The following is a 15,680-nucleotide window of genomic DNA, read 5'->3' on the forward strand; positions in this document are numbered from 1 at the left end:
ATATAATGTTTTATAGTATAATATATAATATATTTTAATTTATTTATACGTATTACTATTATTTATATATTATTTTATGTATATTTAATAAAATAATCCGTATAATACTTTAATGATTGAAACAAGTGATATATTTAATTTGCTTCACAATGCAGTTGAGGCAAAAAATATCGGTAAGAAAATTTCACAAGCAAAAATGGCAGAAGAGCTTGGTGTACCAATGAGAACATATCAAGATTGGAGGCTTGGCAACTCAAAGCCACAAGCTGCTGCTGCAGTTTGCAAACTTCTTTGTGAGCTTGACGACGATGAAATATTATTTGTTATCAATAAGATGAGGAAGTTATTAGGAAAATAGATGGAAAATTTGACACAAAAAGAGAGAATAGACCTTGAAAGCGTGTTTGCAGCTATCTGCACTAAGAAAGAGCCTAAATTTTTAGGTTTCTATAAAGACTTTTACTCGAGTGCGATTTTAAAATTTTACGTAGTTAAAGACAGAATTAAAAAAATAAAAATCAAGAAAAATTAGTTTTATATTATTTGAGTAGAAAAAATATTTTTTGCTGCATTTAAAGATTAATAATTTAGATAAATTCTCCTTAAATATCGACTTTATTTAAAGAGAATTTGCCGAATTATTTTTTACCAAATTTAGCTAGCGCTCTTTGGTAGTCCTCTTCGCTATCGATGCCGATACTTTGGCTCTCAACCTCTAGCATTGCTATCTTTTTGCCATTTTCTAGGGCGCGTAGCTGCTCGAGCTTTTCGGTATTTTCAAGGCTTGAAGGCATAAGAGCACAAAACTCTTTTAAGCTTTTTACGCTGTATCCGTAAATGCCAAGGTGCGCCTTATAGCTTTTGCACTCGCTTCTGTTAAATGGTATCCTCGATCTTGAAAAATAAAGCGCATAGCCCTCAAAATCGGTCACCACTTTGACTAAATTTTTATCATCCGCAAACTCATCGTCCATCTTTTTGTAGCAAGAAAACATAAAGGCATTTTGCCTATTTTGCTCGCAAAATGCCCTAAATTTAGCGATATTTTCAGGCTCGATAAATGGCTCATCAGCCTGAACATTTATGATGATCTCGCTCTCGCTTAGCCCCAAAATTTGCGCCGCTTCGTTTATCCTGTCAGTGCCACTTTGATGATCTTTGCTAGTTAGCACCGCTTTTATGCCGTGAGCCTTGGCGATATCAAGCACGCTTGGCTCATCCACCGCAACCGCCACATCATCCACGCCGCTTACTCTAAGAGCCGTCGCCACAAACATCGGCACGCCGTTTATCTCTTTTAAAATTTTGTTGCTAAACCTTGTTGAAGCAAGGCGGGCTGGGATGATTATCATCGCTCGATCCATTCTAGAACGCACTTCTCGATCTCGTCCTCTTTTATGATGTTTTTATGCAAAATTTTCGCGCTAAATAGCGAGTTTATCGAGCTTGGCACGCTATCATTTAAGATTTTAGCGGTCTTTGCCAGCGCATCTTTTTCATCTTTTGTATCTTTGATCTGGCACGCTTTGATCATGCTTGGCGTAAATTTCACCCAGTGCGCGGTCGATGTGATGACATTTATGCGGCTAGCATCCACCATCTTAAAGCAAGTAGCCGTATGCGGATCGATCGCGTAGCCGCTCTTTGCGAGCTTTGCGATGTATGCCTCGCACTCTTTGTCGTCGCACCAGCTAGCCTCAAAGTCCTCTTGTAGCGCTTCAAGCTCTTGCTTGCTAAGCTTATAAAATTTGTTTTTTGCTAGGCTTTGCATGAGTTCATTAGCTCTAACGCTTCCAAATTTATCAAACAGCAAGCGCTCGACGTTTGAACTGATCAAAATGTCCATAGCTGGGCTTATCGTCTTAACCAGCTTTTTGTCTCTTAAGTCGTAAACGCCGGTTGTGAAAAACTGCGTCAAGATGTTATTTGCGTTTGAAGCGATCTTGATCTTGCCGATCTTTGCGCCCATTTTTTTAGCGTAATACGCCCCAAGTGCATTGCCAAAATTTCCACTTGGCACGATGATGTCAAAGCTCTCGTTTGCCTTAAATGCCTTTTGTTTTAGTAAATTTGCGTAGGCGTAGGCGTGGTAGATGATCTGAAAGAGGATTCTGCCAAAATTTACCGAGTTCGCCGCGCTTAGTTTAAGGCGCTTTTTCTTAAGCTCGGCCTTAAATTTATCATTTGCAAGCAGCGTTTTTAGCGCTCTTTGGGCGTCGTCAAAGTCGCCTTTTATGCCAAAAACCTTTAAATTTTCACCCTGCATAGTCTGCATCTGAAGCTTTTGAACCTCGCTCGTGCCGCCATCTGGATAGAGGCAAACGACCTTGATATTCTCGTCATTTGCAAAAGTCTGAAGTGTCGCAGGACCCGTGTCACCGCTAGTTGCGCACATGATAAGGTATCTTTCGCCTCTTTCATTTGCTAGTTGGCTAAGCAGCGATCCAAAGGGCTGAAGTGCCATATCCTTAAATGCCCTAGTTGGGCCGTGATATAGCTCGTTTACGTATAAATTTTTATCTATTTTTTTAAAAATGACTGGGTGCTTTGGATCGTCAAAACTCGCGTATCTCTTAACCGCCTTTTTGAAAAACGCCTCTGGCACGTCAAATTTAAATAGCGAGATGATGTGAAATGCAAGCTTCTCGTAGCTTAGGCTTGAAAGCTCTTGCCACTTTGCCTTTGTGATCTTTGGTAACTTTTTGGGCGCATAAAGTCCGCCGTGAGCGGAGCTTGGACTAAGCATGGCTGTGCTTAAATTTACATTTTTTACCTTTTCATCTTTCATGCTTCTAGTTGGTGTTAGTCTCATTTTTTGCCTTTTTTGGTTGATTTTTTTATCCATTTTTCGTATTTTTCAAATACCTCTTTTGGCTTAAGTGCCAAAATTTCTGGGGTTTCGTAGCTGTGGTGCTTTCTTATAAATTTAGCTACTTTTTTAAATTTCTCGTCTGTTTTTATGAGTAAAATTTGCTCTTTTTCACCAAAAAGCTTCTCTTGCCAGATATATACGCTTTTTGCGCTAAAGCTACTCACACAAGCAGTAAGGCCCTTTTTCACGAGCTTTTTGCTTAGTTTTTTTGCCTCTTTTTTCTTTGCGACTGAGGTGATTAAAATTCTCATTTTGATCTAAATTTTCCTTTTAAAAAGTGGCTCATTATAACAAAATGGGCTTAAATTTGCTGCGCCAAAACCTTTTTAAAATCCTCGCTTAGCGTAACTTCAAGCGTGATAAGCGATACTGGCAAACCAAAATCTTTTGCCTTTACATAGTCCTTTTGCGTCATCAAAAGCGAGGTGGCACCGTAACTTTGCAAAATTTCACTTAGTTCATCTTTTGAAAAATCATAATGGTCAGGAAAAAAGACGCGAGCTATGCACTCATCAAAAAATGGCTTGAGGCGCTCTGGGTTTGCTATGGCGGTTACTAGTACCATTTTTTCGCTTTTATTTAAAATTTCACTCTTTCTAAAATGAGTTTGCCCTTCAATCGCCACAAAATCAGCAAATTTATAAAAGCTAAATGGATATCTGTAAGCTCCACTTGGCAGGCAAAATTTTAGCTTTGGCTCTGGATTTGGGCGTACTAGAATGTCAAATTTGGCTATGTCAAATTTAGAAAATCCATCATCCAGTAAGATATACTTTGCGCCGTGAGTTTTAGCGTAATCTATAGCTACTTTTCTATCTTCGCTTACTATTACATTTGCGTTTTTAAGGCTTGTAGCGTATATCATTGCTTCATCGCCGCTTGCTGCTACGTCAAGCAAAATTTCGCCATTTCGAGCGACAACTTGCATGCCTTTGCTCTTTCTTTTGTAGCCTCTAAGAATAATAAAAGCGCCCTCGAAATTCTTAGCAATTGCCACGCAAAGCGGGGTCTTACCACTTCCTCCAAGTGTCAAATTTCCCATGCTTATTATCTTTATGCCAAAGTCTATTTTTCTAGCAGTAAATTTCTTAAAAATAACAATAAGAAAATAGATAAAACTTAATGGCAAAAGTAAAAATGCTAGTAAAATTTGGAAGAAATTTGGGCGAAAGAAGTAGTCATTCGCCCAAGAATGCAAAAAAATATTCAATTTCCTAAACACGATTTTTAGAAATTTCTTTTACTTTGTTGCAGATATATTGCACCTCTTCGTCACTCAAACTATGATAAATAGGCAGTGACAACACTTGCTGATAATTTTTTAAAGCATTTGGAAAATCATTTACTTTAAGTGAGTATTTGTTTTTGTAATAACTTAGTAAATGTATCGGTATGTAGTGCAATGATGTATGAATGCCGTGTTCCAAAAGCTCTCTAGCAAAGCCGTCACGATTTTTATTTATCTTAATAATATACTGAGTATAAATGTGCTCGCGTTTTTTGACAGGGATTGTTATATTGTGGCACTCGCCAAGCTCTTTATCATAAATTCTTGCGATCTCTTGTCTTCTTTGTATGAGCTTATCTGTTCTTTCTAGTTGTGCAATAGAAAATGCTGCATTTATCGAGTTTATATCATACTTTAAGCCAATATCTACGACATCATAAATATAACTCAAGCTACCAAATTTATCAATGCCATTTACAAGAGCATAGTTACGAAGTAGTTTTGCTCTTTTATAAATTTCCTCATCATTTGTCGTAAAAAATCCAACCGTTGATATAGGATTTTGTACACGCGAATGTGTTTGAAAGCATGACAAAAAGGAGTCTGAGCCAACTTTTTTACCATTGTATGTTAGTCCCATACCGCGATTTGCATCATCTAAAATTTTTACACCGTATTTCTCACAAACCGCCGTTATCTCATCCATCCTAGCACTTTGACCTGCGATATGAGAGATAAAAGCACATTTTAATTTTTTATGATTTTGCTCTTTTAGCACTTTCTCAAGGGCATCTGGGCAGATATTAAAATCTTCTTCATCAACATCCACAAAAATAGGTTCAGCATCAAAATGTCTAACAGCTTGTGCAATGCTAGGAAAAGCATTTATGGAGCAAATGACCTTATCTCCGCGTTTAGTGTCAAGCGCGCTTAGTGCCAAGTGATGTGCGGCCGCGATATTATTTGTGGTAACTACAAATTTTGCACCAAAATACTCTTTTAACTTCTCTTCAAATCTAGCAACGATATTAGTAGTATTTTCAGAGTGCAAAGCCTCCTCAATAAGCTCACTTTCACGCTCAGTGATAGTTGGTCTATAAAACGGAATCTCTCTCATCTTTAATCCTTTAAATTTTCACTATCAACGGCATTTGTCGTTTAAACCTGTTTGAAACAACTCTATTTTCTATATCCGATACTGCTTTTAATCCAAACTTTTTGATGACTTGCTCCTTGTTATTTTCTAAATTTTCTAAAATCTCATCGATAACAGCATAACTGTAACCTATGTCGCCTTCGTCACTTTGTCCATCCCACAAATCAGCCGAAGGTGCTTTGTTGATAAAATTTTTATCAACCCCAAGATGTTTTGCAAATTCAAAAATTTCACTTTTGTAAAGCTCTCCGATAGGATTTATTGCACATGCTAAATCCCCAAATATCGTACCGTATCCAAGCATAAGCTCACTTTTGTTGCTTGTTCCGATAACTAGAGCGTTTATACTAGATGAATAATCATAAAGCAAGCTCATTCTAACTCTAGCTGCTAAATTCCCTTTTCTTAAATTGCTTAAATTTACATCTATCGTTTCGTAAAAGGCATTTAAAATACCCTCTATGGATAAAACCTTATATTTTATGTTTAATTTTTCGCATAAATTTAAGGCATCGTCCATATTTTGTCTGTTTGATGATGCTGTTGGCATGATGAGTGCATGAGTTTCATTTGGTTTTGCTCTTGCACACAAAGTCGCTACCACAGCAGAATCAATACCTCCACTAACACCCAACAACAAATTTTTATCTTTAGTTTTATCTTTTAAGCTAAAAACTAAAGTTTCTTCAATCTTTTGATACTCCTTCATTCTTCCTTTGCCTAGATTTGCTTCCTTTTGCAAAAATTATACTCATTAAATTTAAAATTTTTCTTTAAGTTTAAGTAAAAAGATGTAAAATTTTAAGAAATAATAAATTTAAGGTAAAAAATGAGAGTAATGCACAAAAGTTTTGGAGATTTTGGCACTAATTGTTACATCGTTACAAAACATGACTCATCTTTAGTGATAGATCCAGGAGACGGGGCAAAAGAATGGGTTTTGCAAAATGCTAAAAATTTAAAAACCATCCTTTGTACTCACGGGCATTTTGACCATATCTTTGACGTGAGCGAACTAAAAAATGAGCTAGAAATTCCAGTTTATATTAACAAATTTGATGCTTTCATGTGTGAGAGTGATATTTTTGGTTATATGAAAAGTACTTTTACTCCGGATGTTTTAGTTGATAATGATGAAAATTTTAACATTGATGATTTTTGCATCAAATTTCATCATTTTCCAGGACATACACCAGGTTGCTCGATGATAGAGATAGATGACATGATGTTTAGTGGAGATTTTTTATTTAGAGGAAGCATAGGACGCTGGGATTTTCCTTTTTCAGATAAAAATGAAATGTTAAAAAGCCTAGAAAAGTGTAAAAATTTAAAAGGTAACTTCACACTTTATCCAGGACACGGAGAAGGCGGTACGCTAAAGGCCGAGCAAAACAATATTGATTATTGGATAGATATAGTAAAAAATAGCTAAAAATTTCGGTGGTATTAATTTCAAGTTTCAAACTTCTAAAATACGCTTAACCACTATTAAAATTTATATTTTTTTATAAAACTAAGAGTCAATCAAAAAAGATAGAAAAATTTTGTATGGGGTCTATTTTAAATTTTAAAGAGGTCCGAGCGAAAACTCGCTCGGATATAATGTTTTAGAAGCTATATTTTGCTTCAAATCTTATACGATTTTGTTTAAAGCTTTCGCTATCTTTTTTATCTTTAGCAGCTGCATACCAAGTTAGGAAATTAAGTTTTTTGCTATATTTGTAGCTAGCTTGTGCATACCACTCATTTCTTTTTGCTCTCTCTTTATTAAGAGCATAGCTTGTACCTTTACCTTGAGTATAACCAGCACCAAGACCAAATTTATCTATATCATATCCAGCATTAACAAACCAGTAATCGTTGTCACCTTTGATATTATTGTAGTATTGTTTGCCACCACTCATTACACCATTTAATATTTTAGCTGGGTTGATTAGCTGACCATTTGCATCGATTGATGTAAATGCGATTTTACCGCTATTTCTAGTATCTCTATCTCTATTTTTAGCGTCAAATTCTAAATAACCAGCATTAAATTTAGCACCAAATAGTTTTGTTCCAGCTTGAACAGCCCAAAAGTCAGCATCAGTTACTTTTTTGTGATCTGAATCACTATAAACATATTGACCTTTTAGGTTTAGGTTTATATCGTCAGTTACATTAAAGCTAAATGCTGCTTCAGCACCATAAAGTGTTGCTATTTCTTGTAGATTTGCAATAGCTACTTTAAATGATACTGGGTCGTAGCTACCAACTGCACCTAAATAATAAAGATTAGCAGGAGCGTCATGGAATTTTGTACCATCCGTTACTTCTTTTAGGAAAGGTCCATCTACTTCATCACTATTGTTTTCTATGGCATCATAAGCAGCAGCTGTTAAAGTAAGACCAGATACATCTGTACTTACCGCTTTTAGACCAGTAGCTGCTATATCACCATCATCATAGAAAGTTTTGATAAGTTGTTTACCAGCTGTAATAGTAGTGTTAGATACTTTGTATCCTAGATACATCTCATATACACCAAAAGAATTTGTTGTATTTGTTTTATCTGTACCATCAATTATTCCTCCATTGGCGTCTCTTTTTTCATTGTTGTCACCAGAACCATCTGTAGCAGCATATCTTAGTGTTAAAACGCCAAAGAAGTTATCATCAATTGCAGCTTTAAATGATGTTTGCATTCTAAACGCATGCCCAGCAGTATCATTTGTGCCAGCTTTTGTATCAGCTTTTCTATCACGGTTATCATTTGTATAACGATATCTTGCAAATCCTGAAAGATCTACATTTTTTATAGCTTCTTCAAGTGGAGTTGCACTTGCAACGCTTGAAAATGCACCTAAAGCAACCAAAGCAGCTAAGCTAACTTTTGTAAGTTTCATCTAAATCTCCTTTTGATAAAAAGTTTTGAAAGGATATTATCATAGAAAATTAATTTTATTGCTTAATTTTTCTTAAAAATTTAAAAAATGTTACCAATTATTTACCAAAATAGGATAATGAGATAAAGATTGTCTTTTTAAAATTTTGTTTTATTTGGGATTAAAAATCAAAAATTTTTACTTACTTTTAGCTATTAGCCTTAGCTTCTTCTCGCTCTTTTTTTTGCCTTATAGCAGCTTCTTTTTGGATATTTTTTTGTTGAGCCAAGAAGATATGCTCTTCAAGTGTAACAAGTTGAAATATTCCTTCAAAAATTTTTATATCTTTAACATATCCAAGCACTTTTACTTCCCTTTTTCTGCTCTCTTCAAATCTTGCTTGAGCGTCAAATTCCACTACATCACCAAGCTTTAGCGGTCCAAAGAAATTTATCCTAGCTCCGATACTAACGCAAAATTCTTCATTAATGGCTAAAAGAGCGGCATGATTTGCGCCCATAAAAATAAATCCACTATGAATAAGCCCCTCAGTATCGCACACCATATCATCTGTAGTAAAAAATCTAGTCTTTGCGTGATTTTTTTCAAGTAAAAATGCCGTTCCACTAAAATTTAGCTTTGTAAGTGGAGCGGTTTTGATCTCATTTCTTAATGGATTTTCATCTTCTGGTAAGATTATTTGCGATTCATCTTTTGTATCATAGATATTTTCTTCTGCCATTTTTATCCTTAAATTTTAACTCTAACATATGCTCTTTTTGGCGCTGGGTAGCCCTCGATAGTCTTTGTGCTGTCATCTGGGTCTAAGAAATTTCCAAGACTCTCTCCATCTATCCACTGCGTTTTTCGCTGCTCATTTAGATCAGTCGCCTTTGTTTCAAGCAGGGTAAAATCCCTAAATTTAGCTCTCTCGCACCAGTTTTGAAGTGCCGAGAGCGTCGGCACAAAATAGATATTTGGAATTTTTGAGTATCTATCTTTTGGGCTCAGCGCAAAATCACCATCCATATCTATATACATCGTATCTAAAAATAGCTCGCCTCCAGGATTCAAAGCCATTTTTAGCTCTTTTAGCATCTTTATGGGATCGCTTCTGTGATATATCACGCCAAGGCAAAAAATGGTGTCAAATTTTACTTCAAACTCTGGCAAGCTCTCTACCCCAAGAAGCTCGTAAGCGATATTTGAGCGGATAAATTTATTTAAAAAAGCAAACTGCAAATATGTATGCACGCTAGGATCAAAGCCAGTTATGCTTTTTGGGGCGTATTCAAGCATCTTAAACATATAATATCCATTGTTGCAACCCACATCAGCCACGCTTTTGCCAGCTAAATTTAGGTGGGAAGCTAGGATATTAAATTTAATAAAACTTTGCCACTCGCTATCTATATATATATCATCAAGCAAAAATGGCCCTTTTCGCCAAGGCTTTAGGCTAAGGGCAAGATCATAAATTTCATCTTTTCTAGCTTGATGTAAATTCTTAAATTTCACATTTACACTATCTTTTAACTCGAGTTCGCAGTCAAAATTTGCTAAATTTTCTATCCTATTATAAATTTGCTTTTGCTGCTCATTAAATTTACTAAGATCCACGCTATTTCCAGTCGACGATGTTGTGTGGACACTCTTTTTGGTAGGTGCCAGTCGCGTCATAATACTCTTTACAGTCATTATAATATTGAGTCGAAACTCCACGCTCATTCATGTAAAGACAACCGTTGCAAAATAACGCTATAAAGCCTAAAAATATAATCTTTTTCATGTGGCGGATTTTATCATAAATAAAATTTTTATGCTAGAATAGCAGGCAGTTTTAGAGCCAAGTTTGGCTAATATTAAACAAAAGGCATCTCATGCAAAGAAGAGATTTTTTTAAATTCGGCGGTCTTTTAGGTGCAGCTAGTCTGCTTCCAAATGTTAGTTTAGCTAGCGATGAGCCAGCAAGCCCAGTAATCAGAAATTTTGATGTAAATTTTAAACACCAGCTGCTTGAAAAAGGCAAGAGCTCAAAAATTTGGTTACCACTTCCACTAAATACAACCTATCAACACCTAACACAAGACTATGTCATAAACACAACCGCTAAAAATGTTTATATTTCAGATACGCTAATACCTACAATGTATGCTGATTTTGAAGAAAATGAGCCAAGACCTATCTTAAATGTGCAGTTTAAAATTCAAACAACAGAGCGTAACACTGACTTTAGCAAGGTAAATTACGATCCAAACGAGAAGGTAGATCCTGCTGTTTTGGAGTTTTTAAAACCAACTTCACACATCCCAACTGACGGCGTCGTAAGAGCAAAAGCGCTAGAGATTATCGGCGATACTAAAGGCGATTTAGAGCGCGCAAAAGCGATCTATACGTGGGTTGCAAACACTATGCAGCGTGATAACAGCATCCTAGGATGTGGCACAGGCGACGTTAGAGCAATACTAGAAAGTGGAAAACTAGTTGGCAAATGCACCGACATAAACTCGGTTTTTGTTGGACTTTGCAGATCAATTGGCATTCCAGCAAGAGAAATTTTTGGTATCAGGGTTGGTCAGTCTAGATTTTCAGATCAAATGGGTAGCGCAAAAGACGGCGTAGCTAAAATTTCAGGCGGACAGCACTGTAGGGCTGAGTTTTACTTAAAAGGCTATGGTTGGATACCAGTTGATCCAGCGGATGTCACAAAGGTAAGACTGGGCGAGAAGCTAACAAATGATGACGCTAAGATCGTAGCTGTGAGAGAGTATTGTTTTGGCAACTGGGAAATGTGCTGGATAGGCTTTAACTACGGCCGTGACTTTATCTTAAAGCCAACCCCAGAGCAAACTCCACTAAACAACTTTGGCTATCCATACGCTGAGGTTGATGGCAACACACAAAACTACTATTCGCCAAAAGAATTTAGCTACGACTACGTCTCAACAGAGCTAAAATGAGAGCCTTTTGGCTGATACTAACATCCATAGGTAGTGCTATTGGCGCTACCTTGTGCTGCTTGCCGGCACTTCTTTTCTTGCTTTTTGGCACATCTTTTTCATTTCTATCTTGGACACAAAATTTATACGAGTACCGCGTCCCTTTAAGCGTCGTGGCGGTCATTTGCTTTGTGATCTCTGGCATTGCATTATTTTACAAGCCAAAAAGCTGCAACCTAAGCTATAAAAAGAAAAAATGGATACTTATATATATACTTTTTGGAGTAATTTTGCTTTTACTCCTTACATACCCAGAGCTTTTAGGAGAAATTTATGCGTAAAATTTTAGTTTTAGCCCTTTTAGTGGCTGCAAGCTACGCTGATAAAAAGATAGAAATTTCAGTACCTAGCATGCACTGCCCGCTTTGCACGGCGATAGTAAGAAAGGCTGCTCTTAGCGTTGAGGGCGTAAAAAAGGCAGATGTATCGCTAAAAGAGCGAAAAGCTGTCGTTATAGCAGATGATAAGGTCGATGAAAAAGAGCTTTTAAAAGCAGTCGATGCGACTGGCTATAAGGGCGAGATAAAATAAATTTATGGAGGCAATATGTCAAAGAGTGAAATTTTAAAGAAATTTGAGACACTTACTACGATACCGCACTGCAGTTATGAGACCGATAAGATGCGTGATTTTCTAGCTAGCTATGCAAAAGATAAGGGCTGTGAAGTTGTGGTCGATAGCTTTGGCAACATTCATGCGTTTAAAGGCAAGCCAAAAATTTGCTTGCAAAGTCACTACGATATGGTCTGCATGGGCGATGCTCCAAAGATCGAGATAGTTTACGGCGATGATGGCTACATGAGAGCTAAAAACTCATCTTTAGGTGCCGATAACGGCATCGGCGTGGCTATCATGATGCAGATGATAAGCGAATTTGACGACATAGAGTGCCTCTTTACAAACAACGAAGAAGTCGGCATGATCGGAGCCACTGACTTTAGTGGCGATCTCAAAGCCGATAAGCTTTTAAATTTAGATAGTGAAGAGGACGATAGAGTCACTATCGGCTGCGCTGGTGGTGTAAATTTATTTGCCACTATCTCGCTTAATAGCAAAAAAACAAAAGAGAGCACGCTTTATGAAGTAAAAGTAAGTGGGCTTCCTGGCGGACACTCTGGCAACGAGATACATAAAAATATCCCAAATGCGATCAAGATTTTGGCGGCATTTGTGACTAAAAATGGCTGTAAGCTTGTCAAATTTGAAGGTGGCGAGCGAAGCAACTCTATCCCAAGCGGCGCAACTGCACTGGTTCTAAGCGATAAAGAGCTAAAGAGCGAGTGTGAGAATTTAAGCGTGAAAAAGCTTGGTACTGGCGATGAAATTTTAGAAAATGGCGAGAAAATTTTAGCTTTAATTAACTCATTTTCACAAGGCGTAAGAGCCTATAACTGCGAGCTAGGCATACCACAAGATAGTGTCAATCTCTCACTTGCAAAGATCAAAGATGATGGCACACTTGAAGTGGAGTTTTTCGCTAGATCTATGAGCAAAGACGGGCTAAACAGGATGGAATTTGAAATTTCAGAGCTTGCAAAAGCGGTTGGTTTTAACGTCATTTCAAAAGATAGAAACCCAGCTTGGAAGCCTATAAATGATAAATTTGCAAACGATATCTTAGAAGAGCTTAAAATTTATAAGCCAAATGCAAGGATAACAGCTGTGCATGCTGGACTTGAGTGTGGAGTGCTTTTGGAGAAAAAAGCAGGTCTTAGTGCATGTTCTATTGGACCAAACATCTACTCACCTCACTCTACAAGAGAGCACTGCGAAGTAGCCTCTGCGCTTTTTATAGAAAAAGTAGTTCGCGGTATCGTTAAAAAATATAACTCATAAAAAACTAAAATTTGCTAGAAATTTCTAGCAAATTTTATACCTTAAGGCAACTAAGTCAAATTTACCCGCAAACGAGAGCAAATTTATATTATTTTCCAAACTCATAAACGATCTTGCCACTTTTTATAGTAGTAGTCGCTGCGCCTTTTAGCTTTTTGCCAAAGAGTGGAGAATTTACCGATTTTGATCGGTTTATCTTCTCATCATAAATATACTCGATCTCAGGGTCTATCACAGCGATGTCAGCTAGCATGCCTTCAGCAAGCCTGCCTTTATTTTTTAAATTTAGCATTTTAGCCGAATTTGTCGATGTTAGCTCCACCATGCGCTCTAAGCTTATAACACCCTCATTTACGAGTTTTAGAGTAAGTGGCACAAGGGTTTGAAGTCCGATGATACCAAATGGCGCCTTGTCAAATTCCACTATCTTTTCGTCCGTGTGGTGTGGGGCATGATCGGTGGCGATAACGTCTATAAGACCGCTTTTTAGCGCCTCTCTTACAGCTTTTACGTCGCTTATCTCACGAAGCGGCGGTGACATTTTAAAATTTGTATCGTAGGCATTTTTCAAAATTTCATCGTCGCTAAAGCTAAAGTGGTGAGGTGTGGCTTCACACGTGATATTTATGCCCTCTTTTTTGCCCATTTCGATGATCTTTAGCGAGTACTCTGAGCTTACGTGAGCGATGTGGATGTGCGCTTTGGTGAGCTTTGCAAGCAGCATATCACGGCTCACTGCGATCTCCTCTTTCTCTCTCGCCATACCGCGAAGTCCAAGTATGGCTGAGACCTTGCCCTCATGCATGACGCCCTGCCTGCAAAGCGAGCAGTCCTCTGAGTGGCTTATGCAAAAGCTATTAAACATGCTTGAATACTCAAGTGCTGCTCTCATCACGCTTGAGCTAGTCACTGGTAAGCCATCGTCACTAAATGCGACTGCGCCAGCCTCTATAAGATCGCCCATTTCGACGATCTCATTGCCACCAAGCCCTTTGCTAATGGCTGCAATTGGCAAAAGATCGATCAGCCCGCAGTTTCTTGCCTTTTCTATCATCGCTCTTGTGATCGAGGCGTTGTCATTTACTGGGTTTGTGTTAGCCATGCAAAGGCAGGTTGTCACTCCTCCAGCCACCGCTGCCTGCGAGCCTGAGATGATGTCGTCTTTATACTCTTGACCAGGATCGCGAAAGTGTACGTGCATGTCGATAAGTCCTGGCATTACAAGCTTATTTGTAGCGTCGATGACCTTATCGGCCTCAAATTTCTCACTTCCGATTTTGGCTATTTTGCCGTTTTCTATTAGGATATTTGCCTTAAATTTCTCGTCGCTATTTACGATAGTGCCGTTAATTATTGCTATTTTCATCGTTAGCCCCTATTTCTTGCAAGCGTATTTAGTATCGCCATTCTTATAGCAACGCCGTTTTCAACTTGATTTAGTATGACTGAGTGTGTACCATCAGCCACGTCTGAGTTTAATTCCACGCCCCTATTTATCGGTCCTGGATGCAGTACGATTGCATCAGGTTTGGCTAGCTTTATCCTATTTTTATTTAGTCCAAAGAATTTCGAGTACTCCCTCGAGCTTGGAAATGCTACGTCCGCACCGCCACGCTCTAGCTGGATGCGAAGCATGATGATGACATCACTGCCCTCGCAAGCCTCCTCCATATTTTTGCAAATTTGAGATTCAAAAACCTCAGCATCTTTTGGCATCATCATCCTTGGCGCAAATAGCTTTAAATTTATGCCAAATTTCTTCATCGCCCAGATGTCAGACCTTGCCACACGGCTTCTAGCGATGTCGCCGATGATAGCCACGTTTAGATTTTTATCTAAAATTTTGCCATGCTCTCTTAGTGTGAAAAGATCAAGCAGAGCTTGGCTTGGGTGCTCATTTGTGCCGTCTCCTGCGTTTACGACGCTAGCCTCTGTTCTATCAGCTGCAAATTTTGCCGCTCCAGAGCTTGGATGACGAAGCACGATGATGTCAGTTCTCATAGCAGCCATGTTATTCATCGTATCATTTAGGCTCTCGCCCTTTGTCACGCTTGAGCTTGATGAGCTGAAATTTATCGTATCAGCTCCAAGTCTCTTTGCTGCGATCTCAAAGGATGTTCTAGTTCTTGTCGAGTTTTCATAAAATGCGTTGATCGTGGTCTTTCCACGAAGGTAGTCATTTTTTTTCACTTGGCTTAAATTTAGCTCCTTAAACTCTTTTGCCGCCTCTAGAAAATATAAAATTTCTTCCTTGCTAAGCTCTCTAGTTCCTATCAAATCTTTATGTTTGTAGCCCATTTTAAGCCTCTTAAATTTATTTTGCTACGAAGTCACAAGCTGGTTGGTAGCCGTTATCACAAGCTTTCTTAAATAAAGCCTTTGCTTTTTCTTCGTTCTTTGCTTCGTTTGCGTCTTTATCTTTTACAAGGCCATAAGCGATCATTTCGCCTAGTTTTTCGCACGCCATGCCCTCATTTTCATCACACATTTTTGTAAAAATTTTTTCAGCCTGAACTCTATCTTTTGCCACGCCATCGCCGTTAAATAGCATGATCGCATTCATCGTGCAAGCTTTTTTCTCTCCCTCTCCGCAAGCCTTATTAAAATAAAGATAAGCTTCATTAAAATTTTTCTTTGCATAAAGCTCGTTTGCTTTGTCTAAATTGTCATTTGCCATAGCATTTAACGCAAAAACTGCTGCCACTAAAACTAAAATTTTCTTCAT

At 37.9% G+C, this 15,680-nt stretch carries 20 protein-coding genes; 7 read left to right on the plus strand and 13 right to left on the minus strand.

The window, feature by feature from the left end:
- Positions 1–112 precede the first annotated feature (112 nt).
- Positions 113–358 (plus strand): DNA-binding protein, encoded by a 246-nt coding sequence (locus CVS95_RS08960; RefSeq protein WP_072594609.1) that lies wholly within the window; start codon positions 113–115, stop codon positions 356–358.
- Positions 359–532 (plus strand): hypothetical protein, encoded by a 174-nt coding sequence (locus CVS95_RS09680; RefSeq protein WP_021091517.1) that lies wholly within the window; start codon positions 359–361, stop codon positions 530–532. It begins immediately after the preceding gene.
- 106 nt (positions 533–638) lie between these two features.
- On the opposite strand, the gene kdsB is transcribed toward CVS95_RS09680, so the two are convergent.
- Genes kdsB through CVS95_RS08990 form a run of 6 tightly spaced genes read right to left on the minus strand, consistent with a single transcriptional unit; the run spans position 639 to position 5,965 of the window.
- The gene (gene kdsB, locus CVS95_RS08965; RefSeq protein ID WP_107696368.1) at positions 639–1,352 is read right to left on the minus strand and encodes a 3-deoxy-manno-octulosonate cytidylyltransferase; all 714 of its coding nucleotides are present in this window, start codon (positions 1,350–1,352) and stop codon (positions 639–641) included.
- Positions 1,349–2,812: a threonine synthase gene (gene thrC, locus CVS95_RS08970; protein WP_107696369.1), complete on the minus strand. Its 1,464-nt coding sequence runs from the start codon at positions 2,810–2,812 to the stop codon at positions 1,349–1,351. The genes kdsB and thrC overlap by 4 nt, the downstream gene beginning before the upstream one ends.
- Complete coding sequence (gene cutA, locus CVS95_RS10015) at positions 2,809–3,123, minus strand: divalent cation tolerance protein CutA (RefSeq protein WP_107696370.1); 315 nt, start codon at positions 3,121–3,123, stop codon at positions 2,809–2,811. The genes thrC and cutA overlap by 4 nt, the downstream gene beginning before the upstream one ends.
- A 50-nt stretch (positions 3,124–3,173) precedes the next feature.
- Entirely contained in the window at positions 3,174–4,094 is a 921-nt protein-coding gene (locus tag CVS95_RS08980) for a tetraacyldisaccharide 4'-kinase (protein WP_107696371.1), read from the minus strand.
- Complete coding sequence (locus CVS95_RS08985; RefSeq protein ID WP_107696372.1) at positions 4,087–5,217, minus strand: DegT/DnrJ/EryC1/StrS family aminotransferase; 1,131 nt, start codon at positions 5,215–5,217, stop codon at positions 4,087–4,089. The genes CVS95_RS08980 and CVS95_RS08985 overlap by 8 nt, the downstream gene beginning before the upstream one ends.
- A 10-nt stretch (positions 5,218–5,227) precedes the next feature.
- Positions 5,228–5,965, minus strand: a complete 738-nt coding sequence (locus tag CVS95_RS08990) for an NAD+ synthase (protein ID WP_103580590.1) — start codon at positions 5,963–5,965, stop codon at positions 5,228–5,230.
- A gap of 120 nt (positions 5,966–6,085) precedes the next feature.
- Here CVS95_RS08990 and CVS95_RS08995 point away from each other — a divergent pair, with 120 nt between their 5' ends.
- The gene (locus tag CVS95_RS08995) at positions 6,086–6,688 is read left to right on the plus strand and encodes an MBL fold metallo-hydrolase (RefSeq protein WP_107696373.1); all 603 of its coding nucleotides are present in this window, start codon (positions 6,086–6,088) and stop codon (positions 6,686–6,688) included.
- Between the two features lie 175 nt (positions 6,689–6,863).
- On the opposite strand, the gene CVS95_RS09000 is transcribed toward CVS95_RS08995, so the two are convergent.
- From CVS95_RS09000 to CVS95_RS09685, 4 genes are all read right to left on the minus strand, one after another.
- Complete coding sequence (locus CVS95_RS09000; protein ID WP_107696374.1) at positions 6,864–8,141, minus strand: major outer membrane protein; 1,278 nt, start codon at positions 8,139–8,141, stop codon at positions 6,864–6,866.
- Positions 8,142–8,328: 187 nt separating this feature from the next.
- Positions 8,329–8,862 (minus strand): thioesterase, encoded by a 534-nt coding sequence (locus CVS95_RS09005; RefSeq protein ID WP_107696375.1) that lies wholly within the window; start codon positions 8,860–8,862, stop codon positions 8,329–8,331.
- Between the two features lie 8 nt (positions 8,863–8,870).
- A complete protein-coding gene (gene cmoB / locus CVS95_RS09010; protein ID WP_234400056.1) occupies positions 8,871–9,740 on the minus strand; it encodes a tRNA 5-methoxyuridine(34)/uridine 5-oxyacetic acid(34) synthase CmoB in 870 nt (289 codons plus the stop codon).
- A 1-nt stretch (position 9,741) separates the two neighbouring features.
- Positions 9,742–9,909, minus strand: a complete 168-nt coding sequence (locus CVS95_RS09685; protein WP_002942642.1) for a hypothetical protein — start codon at positions 9,907–9,909, stop codon at positions 9,742–9,744.
- Between the two features lie 91 nt (positions 9,910–10,000).
- On the opposite strand from CVS95_RS09685, the gene CVS95_RS09015 reads away from it, so the two are divergent.
- The 4 genes from CVS95_RS09015 to CVS95_RS09030 are packed head-to-tail and all read left to right on the plus strand — an operon-like array spanning position 10,001 to position 12,955.
- Complete coding sequence (locus CVS95_RS09015; protein ID WP_107696377.1) at positions 10,001–11,080, plus strand: transglutaminase-like domain-containing protein; 1,080 nt, start codon at positions 10,001–10,003, stop codon at positions 11,078–11,080.
- Positions 11,077–11,400: a hypothetical protein gene (locus CVS95_RS09020; RefSeq protein WP_021090140.1), complete on the plus strand. Its 324-nt coding sequence runs from the start codon at positions 11,077–11,079 to the stop codon at positions 11,398–11,400. The genes CVS95_RS09015 and CVS95_RS09020 overlap by 4 nt, the downstream gene beginning before the upstream one ends.
- The gene (locus CVS95_RS09025) at positions 11,393–11,650 is read left to right on the plus strand and encodes a heavy-metal-associated domain-containing protein (protein ID WP_009294141.1); all 258 of its coding nucleotides are present in this window, start codon (positions 11,393–11,395) and stop codon (positions 11,648–11,650) included. The genes CVS95_RS09020 and CVS95_RS09025 overlap by 8 nt, the downstream gene beginning before the upstream one ends.
- 15 nt (positions 11,651–11,665) lie before the next feature.
- Complete coding sequence (locus CVS95_RS09030; RefSeq protein WP_107696378.1) at positions 11,666–12,955, plus strand: M28 family peptidase; 1,290 nt, start codon at positions 11,666–11,668, stop codon at positions 12,953–12,955.
- A gap of 88 nt (positions 12,956–13,043) precedes the next feature.
- On the opposite strand, the gene CVS95_RS09035 is transcribed toward CVS95_RS09030, so the two are convergent.
- The 3 genes from CVS95_RS09035 to CVS95_RS09045 are packed head-to-tail and all read right to left on the minus strand — an operon-like array spanning position 13,044 to position 15,680.
- A complete protein-coding gene (locus CVS95_RS09035) occupies positions 13,044–14,321 on the minus strand; it encodes a dihydroorotase (protein WP_107696379.1) in 1,278 nt (425 codons plus the stop codon).
- Between the two features lie 2 nt (positions 14,322–14,323).
- Positions 14,324–15,253, minus strand: coding sequence for an aspartate carbamoyltransferase catalytic subunit (locus tag CVS95_RS09040; protein ID WP_107696380.1), 930 nt, complete (start codon positions 15,251–15,253; stop codon positions 14,324–14,326).
- 16 nt (positions 15,254–15,269) lie between these two features.
- Positions 15,270–15,680: a tetratricopeptide repeat protein gene (locus CVS95_RS09045; RefSeq protein ID WP_107696381.1), complete on the minus strand. Its 411-nt coding sequence runs from the start codon at positions 15,678–15,680 to the stop codon at positions 15,270–15,272.

The organism is Campylobacter concisus (assembly GCF_003048905.1).
Taxonomy (GTDB): Bacteria; Campylobacterota; Campylobacteria; order Campylobacterales; family Campylobacteraceae; genus Campylobacter_A; species Campylobacter_A concisus_V.